At 57.3% G+C, this 12,395-nt stretch carries 14 protein-coding genes; 9 read left to right on the forward strand and 5 right to left on the reverse strand.

Going from position 1 to position 12,395, the window contains the following annotated elements; all coding sequences use genetic code 11:
• Positions 1-6: 6 nt before the first annotated feature.
• A complete protein-coding gene (locus HMJ29_RS06030) occupies positions 7-636 on the forward strand; it encodes a phosphatase PAP2-related protein (protein ID WP_171590626.1) in 630 nt (209 codons plus the stop codon).
• 76 nt (positions 637-712) lie between these two features.
• Here HMJ29_RS06030 and HMJ29_RS06035 read toward each other — a convergent pair whose 3' ends face one another.
• Positions 713-1,498: an SDR family NAD(P)-dependent oxidoreductase gene (locus tag HMJ29_RS06035; protein ID WP_171590627.1), complete on the reverse strand. Its 786-nt coding sequence runs from the start codon at positions 1,496-1,498 to the stop codon at positions 713-715.
• Between the two features lie 144 nt (positions 1,499-1,642).
• Positions 1,643-2,461 (reverse strand): phytanoyl-CoA dioxygenase family protein, encoded by an 819-nt coding sequence (locus HMJ29_RS06040; protein WP_171590628.1) that lies wholly within the window; start codon positions 2,459-2,461, stop codon positions 1,643-1,645.
• A gap of 227 nt (positions 2,462-2,688) precedes the next feature.
• Between HMJ29_RS06040 and HMJ29_RS06045 the strand changes: the two genes are divergently transcribed.
• From HMJ29_RS06045 to HMJ29_RS06070, 6 genes are all read left to right on the forward strand, one after another.
• Entirely contained in the window at positions 2,689-3,462 is a 774-nt protein-coding gene (locus HMJ29_RS06045) for a WG repeat-containing protein (protein ID WP_171590629.1), read from the forward strand.
• An 80-nt stretch (positions 3,463-3,542) separates the two neighbouring features.
• The gene (locus HMJ29_RS06050; RefSeq protein ID WP_171590630.1) at positions 3,543-3,977 is read left to right on the forward strand and encodes a hypothetical protein; all 435 of its coding nucleotides are present in this window, start codon (positions 3,543-3,545) and stop codon (positions 3,975-3,977) included.
• A 47-nt stretch (positions 3,978-4,024) separates the two neighbouring features.
• Positions 4,025-4,213 carry an energy transducer TonB gene (locus HMJ29_RS20665; RefSeq protein WP_366671506.1) on the forward strand — a complete coding sequence of 63 codons (189 nt, stop codon included), beginning with the start codon at positions 4,025-4,027 and terminating at the stop codon, positions 4,211-4,213.
• A 163-nt stretch (positions 4,214-4,376) separates the two neighbouring features.
• On the forward strand, positions 4,377-4,733 hold the full coding sequence (locus HMJ29_RS20670) for an energy transducer TonB (protein WP_366671508.1): 357 nt from the start codon (positions 4,377-4,379) through the stop codon (positions 4,731-4,733).
• Positions 4,734-4,819: 86 nt separating this feature from the next.
• On the forward strand, positions 4,820-6,376 hold the full coding sequence (locus tag HMJ29_RS06065; RefSeq protein ID WP_171590633.1) for a hydroxymethylglutaryl-CoA reductase: 1,557 nt from the start codon (positions 4,820-4,822) through the stop codon (positions 6,374-6,376).
• A 140-nt stretch (positions 6,377-6,516) separates the two neighbouring features.
• Complete coding sequence (locus HMJ29_RS06070; protein ID WP_171590634.1) at positions 6,517-6,798, forward strand: hypothetical protein; 282 nt, start codon at positions 6,517-6,519, stop codon at positions 6,796-6,798.
• A 370-nt stretch (positions 6,799-7,168) separates the two neighbouring features.
• On the opposite strand, the gene argH is transcribed toward HMJ29_RS06070, so the two are convergent.
• Positions 7,169-8,473 carry an argininosuccinate lyase gene (argH, locus tag HMJ29_RS06075; protein WP_171590635.1) on the reverse strand — a complete coding sequence of 435 codons (1,305 nt, stop codon included), beginning with the start codon at positions 8,471-8,473 and terminating at the stop codon, positions 7,169-7,171.
• Positions 8,474-8,661: 188 nt separating this feature from the next.
• Between argH and HMJ29_RS06080 the strand changes: the two genes are divergently transcribed.
• Positions 8,662-9,108 (forward strand): VOC family protein, encoded by a 447-nt coding sequence (locus HMJ29_RS06080; RefSeq protein WP_171590636.1) that lies wholly within the window; start codon positions 8,662-8,664, stop codon positions 9,106-9,108.
• Between the two features lie 148 nt (positions 9,109-9,256).
• On the opposite strand, the gene HMJ29_RS06085 is transcribed toward HMJ29_RS06080, so the two are convergent.
• Both HMJ29_RS06085 and argB read right to left on the reverse strand, forming a co-directional pair.
• Positions 9,257-10,327 carry a M20 family metallo-hydrolase gene (locus tag HMJ29_RS06085; protein WP_171590637.1) on the reverse strand — a complete coding sequence of 357 codons (1,071 nt, stop codon included), beginning with the start codon at positions 10,325-10,327 and terminating at the stop codon, positions 9,257-9,259.
• Positions 10,315-11,097 carry an acetylglutamate kinase gene (gene argB / locus HMJ29_RS06090; protein ID WP_171590638.1) on the reverse strand — a complete coding sequence of 261 codons (783 nt, stop codon included), beginning with the start codon at positions 11,095-11,097 and terminating at the stop codon, positions 10,315-10,317. Before argB ends, HMJ29_RS06085 begins: the two co-directional genes overlap by 13 nt.
• A 619-nt stretch (positions 11,098-11,716) precedes the next feature.
• Here argB and HMJ29_RS06095 point away from each other — a divergent pair.
• Positions 11,717-12,286 carry a GNAT family N-acetyltransferase gene (locus HMJ29_RS06095; RefSeq protein ID WP_171590639.1) on the forward strand — a complete coding sequence of 190 codons (570 nt, stop codon included), beginning with the start codon at positions 11,717-11,719 and terminating at the stop codon, positions 12,284-12,286.
• Positions 12,287-12,395 lie beyond the last annotated feature (109 nt).

A 12,395-nucleotide genomic window follows, 5' to 3' on the forward strand; every position in this document is an offset into this window, starting at 1 on the left:
TTATTGATGCATTTAACTTCCATATCGTGGCGAGAAGCGTGGGCGCAGCCTGCGTTTCGGGGGCGGCTGCTCACGGTGCTCGGCCTGTTGCTGGTGCTGGCTACCGCTCTGCCCCGCTTCTTTGCCTGGGTGCAGGCCCGCCCCGGCCGGCTCCTCCCCGACCCCTTCCTGGCCTGGCTACCCGCCCACGATGTATCGGGGCCGGCCTTTGCGGTCATTTATTTGGGTATAGGCCTAGGCGTGGCAACGCTGGCGCCCAGGCCCCTGCGGCTGTTGCGGGCACTGTGGGCGTACCTGCTGCTACATTTGCTGCGGTGCTGTATGCTGTTTCTGCTGCCTCTGGAGCCTCCCCAAGGGCTTATTCTCCTGCACGACCCGTTGGTTGACCGCTTCTTCTACGCGGCGCCCACTCCCATTACCAAAGACCTGTTTTTTTCAGGCCATACTGCCACCTTGCTGCTGCTCACGCTGGCGGTGCCGCCCAGTTGGCAACGGTCCATGCTGGCCATCGGCACTTTGCTAATTGGCAGCCTGGTGCTGATCCAGCACGCTCACTATGCATATGATGTGCTGGGAGCCGTGCCGTTTACCCTACTGGCCTACTGGCTGGCTGGCCGCATTACCAAGGCGCCCTAGCACTGGCCTAGCCGCCCTAAAACGCCCCGAGCCGCTACAGGGTGCAGCGGCTCGGGGCGCAGTGGAAGAGGCTCCTTTACTTCAGATGTTTCTCGTAAATGCCGGCGGCAATACGCTCAGTCAGGGCTTTGGGTACGAAGCTGGTAAGCTTGGCGGAGACTTTGTTGAGCGTGCCCGGAATGATTTCGGCTACTCCCGTCAGGAGGGCGGCTACTGCGGCTTGCGCTACCTGCTGGGGCGTCATGGAAACTTTGTTGGCGGTTTCCTGCAGCTCAGCATTCATCCCGGCCCGGTCGGCGAAATCGGTGGTAGTGGAGCCGGGGCTGAGGCAGGTTACTGACACGTTGGTGTCGCGCAGCTCGTAGCGCAGGCCCCGGGAGAAGCTCAGCAGAAACGCCTTGCTGGCGGCGTAGAGCGTGAGGGTGGGCACCGCCTGATAAGCGGCGGTGCTGGCTACGTTCAGAATGTAGGCCTTCGGCTGCTGCCGAAGCAGGGGCAGTAAGGCATGGGTCAGCTCTGTGGGCAGCAGCATATTGAGCTGTAGCATATTCTGCTGCTCAGCCAGCGGCAGCTCCTCAAAGCGCCCCCATAAGCCGTAGCCGGCATTGTTCACCAGCACGGCCAGCTCCGTAGTCTGCTCCCGGGCCCAGGCGGCCAGCTCGGCGGCAGCCCCAGGTTGGGCCAGGTCGGCAGCGTATATGTGGGCCTCTACGCCGTGGCGCTGGCGCAGCTCGGCGGCCACCTGCTCCAGCTGATCAGCGGAGCGGGCAGCCAGCAGCAGATGGTAGCCGCACCGGGCCAGCTCAGCCGCCAGGGCGCGGCCAATTCCGCGGGAAGCACCAGTTATCAGGGCAGTTTTCAAGGGCGAAGCGGTGAACTAGTGAGAGGGTGATGTAGTGACCGAGTGATAAAGTAGATTATGGGGGATAATGACTGGAATAGCGCTGCATGTGCAAACTGGGCTATTCGTACATCAACCTCACTAGAACACTTAATTACTACTTCACTATTTCACTAAGTGAAGGAAACGGAGGTAGAACGGCGTGGGGCTGTTCTCGTGCTTGGGCTCATATTTGCCGGCAATAATGGGCACATACATCACGCGGCGGCGCGAGACCTCCCCCACCAGCGGCGACTGCGCCACGCGGTGCCACATGCGCCCGTCGTGCACGGTCAGGTCGCCGGGCTCGGTTTCCACAGCCACTTCGTTGGAGTCGGCGCTTACATCTTTGTAGTACTTCTTGCGGAAGAGAATATCGCGCAGGCCCTGCCGGTGCGTACCAGGGATAATGCGTAGGCCACCATTGGTGGCGGGGGTGCCATCCAGGTGCACCCCTACGTTGAGCATAGGCCCGATTTTCTTGCCGTAGAATACGTCGCGCAGAGAATCAGTGTGCCAGCCCATCTGGGAAAACTCGCTGCCCGGCACGTTCACGTAATGGTTGATTACGAGGCCATCTTTTTCGTTTTCGCCTACGCGGCCGTGGGGGGCCTCCAGCAGCGGAAACAGGGCCTGAAACCGGGGATCTTGCAGGAACTCGTGCAATACGGGGCTGTGGTGCGAGGCAAAGGCAAACCGCTGCACAATGGGCGAGCCGTCTACATCCTTGCCGTACTTAATGGGCACCCCATTTACCTTCTGCACGCCCTCAGCCAGCCAGCGGTGCTGCACATCTTCGGAAGCCCGCAATAAATCCTGAACTGTCTCGGGGGAGATAAATGCGCGGAAGTGTAAGAAGCCGTATTCGCTGAAAAAATCCAGTTGCTCCGGCGTTAAGCTGTCGCCGAGCGTAAAGCGAGGATAGTTCGGTAGTGGAGATGACATATAGCAAAGGCAACTCAATAAGCGCCTGTTGAGAGAGGGCAAAGATACAACACCAATGGTGGCCTAGTGGTAAAATCCAGCATTTCCACTGAAAGCTGCCAACCCAAACGACCAAAATCTGTGCTGCCTAGTGAAGAACGGGTGAACTAACCAAGAAGTGGGCGGAAGGTTTAAGCCGGACCTGTATCTTCGCTCCAACACCCTATTGCCTCTCGCTCTCCTTGCTCATGAATCGTGCTGCTTTCTTGTTCTTGCTGGGAATGCTGGCGCTGGTCCAGGAGCAGGCAGGGGCACAAACCGCGCCCTCCCGCCTGGTTCCCTTCCGGCAGGGCACGCGCTGGGGCTACGCCGACCATACGCGCCGCCTGGTGCTGCCCGTGCGCTACGACGAGGCCGGGCCCTTTGTGGGAGAAATTGCCTGGGTGCGCCAAGGCTCCCTTTATGGGTATATTGATGGCGGCGGCAACCCCATAACGCCCGTCCAGTACACCCAGGCCAGTTCCTTTAAACGCGAGCGAGCTACAGTAGAACTCAACGGTGAAACATTTGATATCAACCTCAGCGGCCGCCGCCTGACGGACCCCGCTCCGCCCGAGCCGGAAATAGAGCCCCTGGAGCATGGTGACCTCGTACGCAAAAATGGGAAAGTGGGGTTCCGTTTCACCGTAGGCTCGGCCACGGTTCCGCCTGAGTACGATGAGATTCGCGAGAACTACAATGGGCTGCTGTTTGTGCGCCAAGGCAACAAGTGGGGCGTTATCAATAGCAAAGGCAAGCTAGTACAGCCCTTGGTGTATGATGCCATCCGGAAAGACGGCAACTTAGTGTTTCCCGCTGTGGAGCGCGAAGGCCTATGGGGCTACCTCGATGAGGAAGGCAATACCCTCACTGAGCTCCGCTACCGTCAGGCCGACCCGTTCCTGGGTGACATTGCCCGCGTCATCACCGCCAGCGGCCAGCCCGGCTACATCGACGCCAACGGCCAGGAGTTTTTCGAGTAAGCGCAGCGGTTATATAGCCTAGGCCAGTATCCGACGTTAGCTGATAAACCCGTATTTTCCACGGTCTATCCGCTACCGCTATGCTTCCGTTACCTATCCTGAATGTGCGCCTCAATACCTGCCACGAAGACTGGCAGCAGATGACGCCCGTAGCGCTAGGCCACCATTGCGCCCAGTGCGACCGGGTTGTACTCGATTTCACCACTTCTTCTCAAGCAGATCTAGCCGCCGCCTTTCACAGCTCCCCCGATGGCCGCGTCTGCGGGCGGTTTCGGCCGGAGCAGCTGGCTCCTAGGCCACTGCTGCGCCAGAAGCTGCGGCGGTTTCTAGTGGCGCTGGTGTGTGGCCTAGGCCTATCGGGGCAGGAGGCGCTGGCGCAGGTACGGAAAGGGGCGTTGGCTACAACGCCACCGGAGGCCCCGCAGGAGCACTCAGCCAATCAACCCTTCGGCGGTGTGGAACAGATGCCTGTTTTCCAAGGAGGCCAAGAACGCTTATTGAAGCTATTGCCTTGAAGCTGCGGCGACCAGCCGAAGCGCCGCAGCTTCAAGGCAAAGTGTTTGTGGGCTTCATTATCGACAAGGAGGGACATCTACGCAATGCTGAAGTAATAAAGGGACTTCATCCAGCCCTAGATGCTGAAGCGCTTCGATTGGTGCAGCTACTAGATGGCCAGTTTACTCTAGGACAGCAAAACCACCAGCCCGTAGATGTCCGGTATACATTGCCCATCACTTTTCAGAAAAGATGAATAGGCTTCGTATTCTACTAAGTGCATTTTTCTGAGCCTTATTAGCCATCTGACTGTCGCTCAAATATCTCCTGCAGGTATTGTGGATACGACTGGATTGCGAAGCAAAACGGTAAAGCCCAAACCTGAAGCGCAGCAGGAGGACGGCCTATCAGATGCTATTATGCTGGCAGATTATCACGCAGTTGCCTCTGGTGGCCCTATAGTAATCTGTGAGTCCGTGCCGGCGTATCAGAAGCGCAATAAGAAAGACAGTCTTCCTCTCTTTGTTCAAGAACATCTTCATTGGCCCGTCATAGGAGGGCGAGTAGATGTTGAAGGCAGAGTATTCGTATCCTTTGTGGTTGGTACGGATGGCAACGTGTACCGTGCCAAGATTGTGAAAGGGCTCCACCCCGATTTCGATGCTGAAGCACTGCGGGCGGTCCAGCTACTATCTGGCCACTTTTCACCAGCCATATGTGGCGGGATAGCGCGGCCCTATGAGATGGTAGTACCGGTTTTATTCCTCTGGGAGTGAATTAGGACGTAAAAGGCTGTGGCATCTCATTTTTTACCAGAAGTTTCAGACATTACCCGCACCTCCAACCTAACCTCTCCCGCTCTATGCTCTTCACGCCCAGCCCCATGCTGCTCAAGCTGCTCTACACCCGTGGCAGCCTGCACAACACGCCCGAAGGGGTAGCCTTCAGCATCAAGAACCGCCTCGATACGGTGCGTATCACCCGCGTTGAGGCAGTGATGCTGGATGGCAAGCGGATTGGCGTAGAGCAGATTGCCCTGGACCTGGGCGAGGGAGACGTGCGGCCGGCTACCACCTTCAACGCCGATAAGGCAGGCTTCACGTTGCCCGTAGGCCAGTCGGCTACGTTTCATCTGGCTACGGAACACCTAAAGGAAGGCATGCACACCGTGCAGGTGCAGTTCTCAGTCGACCCGTTTGGCGAGCTAAATGTGGAAGTGGAAGATGCTATTGCGCTGCAGTTCGAAAACCGCACTCGTATTCCGCGTTCTGAGGAAGACGACTATTCGGACGCCGCCATTCAGGCCCGCCAGCGCTTTGCGGAGGAGTTTTCGGGCCAGGAGTTCAAGCACCTAAAAAACTACTCGTTTGATGCCCACGACCTGCAAGGCAACTGCGAGCATTTCATGGGAGTGGCCCAGATTCCGGTAGGCCTAGCCGGCCCGCTGCACGTAAACGGCGAGCACGCCCAGGGCGATTTTCTCATCCCGATGGCTACCACCGAGGGCACGCTGGTAGCCAGCTACAACCGCGGTATCCAGGTGCTCAACCTCTGCGGCGGCGTGAAGTGCACCGTTATTGGCGACGCCATGCAGCGGGCCCCGGTGTTCGTGTTTGACGACGCCCGTGGGGCCCGCGACTTTGGCAAATGGGTGGAAGAGGAAATTGAGCGCATCCGCCCCGAGGCTGAAAGCACCTCCCGCGTGGCCAAGCTCCAGTACATCGACACCTACCTGGCCAACAAGTTCGCCTACCTGCGCTTCAACTTCAGCACCGGCGACGCCGCGGGCCAGAACATGGTGGGCCGCGCCACCTTTGCCGCCTGCTCCTGGATTCTGGAGCACTACAAAGGCGCGCCCATCCGCCACTTCTACCTCGAGTCGAACTTCGCCACCGACAAAAAAGCCTCGCAAATCAACGTGATGCGCACCCGCGGCAAGCGCGTAGTAGCGGAGGCCGTCATCAAGCGCGACGTGCTGCAGCAGCGCATGCGCGTAACGCCCGAACAACTGGCCTACCACGGCCAGGTGAGCAATGTGGGGGCCTTCCTCTCGGGCGCCAACAACAACGGCGCCCACTCCGCCAATGGCATCACGGCCATGTTCATCGCCACCGGCCAGGATGTAGCCAACGTCTCAGAATCCTCGGCGGGTGTACTGTACTCCGAAGTCACGAAGGAGGGTGACCTGTACCTGAGCATCACCATTCCTTCCCTCATTGTAGCTACCCACGGCGGCGGCACTGGCCTAGCCACTCAGAATGAGTGCCTGCGCATGCTGGGCTGCGTGGGCCGCGGCACCGTGAATAAGTTCGCTGAAATCGTGGCCGGCGTGGTGCTGGCCGGGGAGTTGAGCCTCGGCTCTGCCATCAGCAGCTCCGATTGGGTAAGCTCACACGAACAGTATGGGCGCAACCGGTAGCGTATGCCTGTGTGCACTAGACTAGACCGTTATTTCGAGCTTGGCGAGGAATCTCGCGTGCCTATGTATAGGCACTTATGCTATATCATCTATGGCTCAAATTACTATACTCCACCGCTTAACAGCTTATTTTTTGGCCAATGTCTATTTCATACTTCCGCCAACTCTCCGGTGTAGTTCTCTGCGGACTGCTCCTTCCGCGTGTAGGTGCTCACGCCCAAAGCAGCCCCACGCCGGTGCCCATGCCTAATGCTGTTTCAGCTAATCAAAACGGTCAAAACAAGCTAGATGGGCGTCCCGTCTACTTCTATGTAGAAAAGATGCCCGTGTACTCGAACGACGGCAAAGAAGGCTTGCAAGCGTTTATCAGCAGCCACGTGCGCGGAGCAGCCAGAGGTAGCGTGCCTACATCAGCTTCATAATTGACCAAACCGGTAAAGCCCGTCGCCCAGCCTCAGGGCCCAACCCAGCAGAAACAGAAGCAGCAGTAGATCCAGCCCTAGCTACAGCCTTTGCTTCTATCGAAAGCTTCAAACTAGGCTACCAAAACGGAAAGCCAGTAGACGTTCGGCTGACAATGAGAATAGCCGACCCGCTGAAGAAGTAGGCCCCACCGTCATTGCGAGGAGGCACGACGAAGCAATCTTTCCTTGTTGTAGGATATGCATCTGATGAAACACGAAAAGCCCTTACTACCGCCGTGGAAGTAAGGGCTTTTAAGTAGGTCGACGATTCGCGCGCAGACTAAAGAAGGATTGCTTCGTCGTGCCTCCTCGCAATGACATGCCGGCTTTACTCTTTCACCAACCCACTCTTCTCCCGCAGCCGCTGCACCTTCGCCTGTATTTCTTCTATGCCTAGGTTGTGCACACTGCCCAGGTGCGTGGTGTGGAATTCTTTGTGGGGCACGTAGCTGCCATCTTCCACGGCCAGGCCTACCTGTTTGTAGGCGGTGCGGAACGGTGTACCGCTTTGGATGAGCTGGTTGATGTTTTCGACGGTAAACACGGCGTCGTACTTCTCTTGGTTCAGCAGGTTGGGCTTGATTTTCAGCTGCGGTAAGGCAAACAGCACGATGTCCAGGATGTCGAGGAACTGGGTCATGGGCTCGAAGAGCAGCTCCTTTAAAATCTGGAAGTCGCGGTGGTAGCCGCTGGGCAGGTTGCTGGTGGCTAGCATGAGCGTGTTCGGCAGAGCTTGCAGGGCGTTGCAGCGCGCCCGGATCAGTTCAAACACATCGGGGTTTTTCTTGTGGGGCATGATGCTGGAGCCTGTGGTAAACTCCTTGGGCAACTCCACAAACGCCATATCTTGGCCGTTATACATCACTAGGTCGTAGGCCATCTTGGCGAGGGTGGCGGCCATGCCGGCCAGGGCAAATGCCACCGTCTTCTCGGTTTTGCCGCGTAGCATTTGGGCGCCCACGCTGCTTACGGCCAGACTGCCGAAGCCCATTTCCTGGGTCGTCATTTTGCGGTCGATGGGGAAGCTGCTGCCGAAGCCGGCCCCGGAACCCAGCGGATTTTGGTCGGCTACGGTGTGAGCAGCTTCAAACAGGGCCAGGTCTAACAGCAGGTGTTCAGCGTAAGCTGAAAACCACAGCCCGAAGGAACTGGGCATGGCCGCCTGGAAGTGGGTGTAGCCGGGCATCAGGTCCTCCTGGTGCGCCTCGGCTTTCTGCAGGAGCACTTGCACCAGCTCCAGCGTTTTGGCGGCGGCGCGCTCGGTGTAGTCCTTCAGGAAGAGCTGGATAGCCGTGAGTACCTGGTCGTTGCGGGAGCGAGCCGTATGGATCTTCTTGCCCGCGTCGCCGAACTTCTCGGTTAGGTAGTATTCAATTTTGGAGTGTACGTCCTCGAACTCTTCCCCGATGGTGAAGGTACCATTTTCAAGTTGCGCGGCCAGCTCCGTGAGACCTTGCTGGAGCTGCTGGTTTTCCTCCTCCGAAAGCAGCCCGGCCTTTGCCAGCATGTTGGCTTGGGCCTTGGAAGCCAGCACGTCGAACTGCGCGAGGTACATATCCAGCTCCCGGTCGCGGCCCACGGTAAACTGTTCAATCTTCTTATCGACGGCAATGCCCTTATCCCAGATTTTCATGTGTTGACTGTGTATGGTTCCGGCCCCCGACCGGGAAATGGGTACTACGTTTTATCTACCTCATTGAGCTTGTACCGGCGCGAAACTGCCGTGTCGCAAAACGCTCGTTTTTTGTCGCCTTCGGCCGCGCTGCCGAGTAACGCAGGGCACTACCTTTACCCCAGCTCACCCGCCAACTATCATCAGCCATGCAGAAAATCACCACCTTCCTGACGTTTAATGATAAGGCCGAAGAAGCGGCAACGCTCTACACCAGCGTTTTCAAGGATTCAAAAATCACTCGCGTAACCAAGCTGCCAAACGGCAGCGTGATGACAGTGGAGTTTGAGTTAGCGGAGCAAAAGTACATTGCCATGAATGGTGGACCGCATTTCACGTTCAGCACGGGTATTTCGCTGGCCGTAAGCTGCGCCGATCAGACGGAAATTGATGCGCTCTGGAACAAGCTCACGGCCAATGGCGGTGAACCAGGCCGGTGCGGGTGGCTTAAAGACCCGTTTGGCGTATCCTGGCAGATAATTCCGGCGAATATGGGCCAACTGCTACGGAGCGACAACCCAGCCCGCGCCCAGCGCAAAATGGCCGCCATGATGCAGATGCACAAAATCGAAATTGCCACGCTGGAACAGGCCTAGCTGCTGATGGCTTTGCAAATAAGACCGTCATGCTGAGCGCAGTCGAAGCATCTCTACCGCTTCGTTGCTGATGTTCTAGGCCAGTTGATTAGCACTGCGGTAGAGATGCTTCGACTGCGCTCAGCATGACGGTCTTTACAGCACCGACTTACAGCACCAGCCCGTCCAGCAACTCAATATAGCCCCGCACACCCGCTCTGATTTCGCTGAGCAGAATATACTCATCGGGCGTGTGCGAGCGGGCCGAGTCGCCGGGGCCAATCTTGACGGTGGTAAACGGCATCATCGACTGATCCGACAGCGTGACGGAGCCAAGCGTGCGGCGTCCCAGGCCTAGGCCTCTTTGCACGAGCGGGTGGCCTAGGTCAATGCGAGAGGAGTTAAGATGAGTAGAGCGCGGCGTCACCTCGGAGGTAATGTGTTGGCGTACCAGCTCTACCACTTCTGGGTTAGAGTAGCACTCGTTGGTGCGCACATCCACCACGAAGGTGCAGCGGTCGGGCACGACGTTGTGCTGGGAGCCGGCCTGAATTTGGGTCACAGTCATTTTTACCGGGCCCAGCAGCTCCGACACTTCCGGGAAACGGAACTGTTCAAACCACCGAATATCCGCCACAGCTTTGTACAGAGCGTTTTCGCCTTCCTCGCGGGCGGCGTGGCCGGTGTGGCCGTGGGCTACGCAATCCAGCACCACAAGGCCCTTTTCAGCCACGGCGAGGTCCATTTGGGTGGGCTCTCCTACAATGCCTAGGTCTATGTGGCCTAGCTGGGGTAGCACACTCCGGATGCCATTCACGCCGGAAATTTCCTCCTCGGCCGTGATGGCGCAGATCAGGTTGTAGGCCAGGTCGGTGCGCTCATGGAAATACAGAAACGTGGCCAGTAGGCTCACCGCCGAAGCCCCGGCATCGTTGCTGCCTAAGCCTATCAGCTTGTCGCCTTCCACGGTAGCGCCTAGTGGGTCGTAGGTCCAGGTGTTGCCAGCCTTTACGGTGTCGTGGTGGGAGTTAAGCAGGATGGTGGGCTTGGCCGCATCAAAGTGCTTTGATACGGCCCAGACGTTGTTTTTGTCCCTGTGCGGGTGGGCACCGTGGAAGGTCAGAAACCGAAAGAGCAACTCTGCGGTCTGATCTTCTTCCCGCGAGAGAGAAGACGTCTGAATCAGCTCCTGCAGCAGCTCGATGGCATCCTCCGTCAGCCGCTCTACTAGCTCCGGCATAGCACAGTTTTCACGGGTTCGTTGATTTTAAGCGCGTTTTCAATTACCACGCGCTCCACGCCGGCCTCCAATGCGGCAAAGGCATTATCAAGCTTGGGCACCATGCCCGCAGCAATAACGCCTTTGGCTTTCAGCTGCTGATACTGAGCCGGCACTATCTGCGGAATAACGGAATTTTCGTCGTTGATATCGGCCAGCACGCCATCTTTCTCGAAGCAGAAGTGCAGCTCCACCTCATACTGCGCAGCTAGGGCGCGGGCCAGGGTACTGGCAATGGTGTCGGCGTTGGTATTGAGCAACTGGCCCAGGCCATTGTGCGTGATGGCGCAAAACACGGGCGTGATGCCCGCCTGCAGCAGCTGGCCTAGCAGGGCGGTATTCACGCTGCCCTCGGGCAGGTCGCCCACAAAGCCGTAGTCGATTTCCTTTACAGGGCGCTTTACGGCCCTAATGGCGTTGCCATCGGCCCCCGACAGGCCTAGCGCGTTCACACCAGCCGCTTGCAACAGCGCCACTACCTGCTTGTTGGTTTTGCCGGCGTAAAACATCGTCACAATATCTAGAGTCGGGGCGTCGGTGATGCGGCGGCCCTGCACCATCTGGGGTTCAATGCCTAGGTCTAACAGCATTTGGCTGGCACCTTTGCCCCCGCCGTGCACCAGAATTTTTTGGCCGGGTATTCGGGCCAGCTCCCGCAGGAAGTGGCCTAGCTGAGCTTCATCATCAATGATGCCGCCGCCAATCTTAAAAATTTTCAGGCCTTCTCGCATGGTTCTTGGAAGAGGTAAAATGCGGCACAGCGTGCCACGCAGCGCCAAAACAGATGCTCCATTCGGTTATTATCTGCCCACGGCATGCATTAGGCAGCAACTATTTTTGCCCGCGGGCCGACAAAGTTTCCGAAAAAAAACATCTAGTTTTGCAACGATTTAGCGGTCCTATTCATTTTAAACCGCAGAAACCTCTCCCTCGCCTTACGGCAGTCTTCATGATTCGTCTCTCTTCTATTGCGCTTCTGCGACGACCCAACCTGGTCGTGCGAACAATGCCAGCTTAAGAGCTGGCATGCAATAGTTCGTCGGCCAGCAAGCATCCTGCTCTCCCCGACGAAAGGGCCCCAACCAAAGTGGCCTGCTGAAGAAAGTTTCTACGAACAACGAATTGACACGAGTGTAAGCCCTGGTGCGCCTCCCCTAGCCGATTTTACTGCACACACCGCTGTAGCGACCTGCTGAACCGGCTACCCCATCATTCTGAGCTTCTTTCCCGGGCACCAGAACCTGATCTGGTTACGGCGCAGCCACATCTCCCGGCTGCACTTCTAGCTCCTCCCTTATCGTCTTTCCGAGTCTGTTGCCGTACAAAGCGGTAACCAACTGAGCTCCGACCATGCTTTTACGAGTCGCCAATGCTGCCGATGCGCAGTATGTGGAAATCCTCTGTCAATGGTACGCCGAATCCGCCAAATCGCGCGGAGTCGGCATCGCCAAGCGTGACCCTAACTATCTGATTAAGAAGATGGATAAGGGCGACGCCATTATTGCCTTCATTGATGATCAGCTGGCGGGCTTCTGCTACATCGAAACCTTTGAGGACAACAAATTTGTAGTCAACTCGGGCCTCATCGTTAACACGGAGCTGCGCAAAGAGGGCTTGGGCCGCGCCATCAAGCACCGGGTGTTTGAGCTGTCGCGCACGAAATATCCGGCGGCCAAAATCTTTGGTATCACGACCTCGGCGGCCGTGATGAAGATCAACAATGAGCTGGGCTACCGCCCGGTTACCTTCCCTGAGCTAACTCAGAGCGACGATTTCTGGAAAGGCTGCTCAAGCTGCAAAAACTACGGCATTCTGATGGAAAACGAGCGCAAAATGTGCTTGTGCACCGGCATGGTTTACGACAAGCTCGACGACCAATTCAGCCAGGCCACCATCGAAATTCTTAGCCAGGAGCGGTAGAGAACTAAGAGGTGAGAAGTTAGAGCTTAGAGCTGTTCTGACGGATTTTCTCTTTCTCACTTCAATCTTCCGAGTCCGGCTTTTTAAGCTCTACCATCTGATTTCTAAG

It is taken from the genome of Hymenobacter taeanensis, assembly GCF_013137895.1.
GTDB lineage: Bacteria > Bacteroidota > Bacteroidia > Cytophagales > Hymenobacteraceae > Hymenobacter > Hymenobacter taeanensis.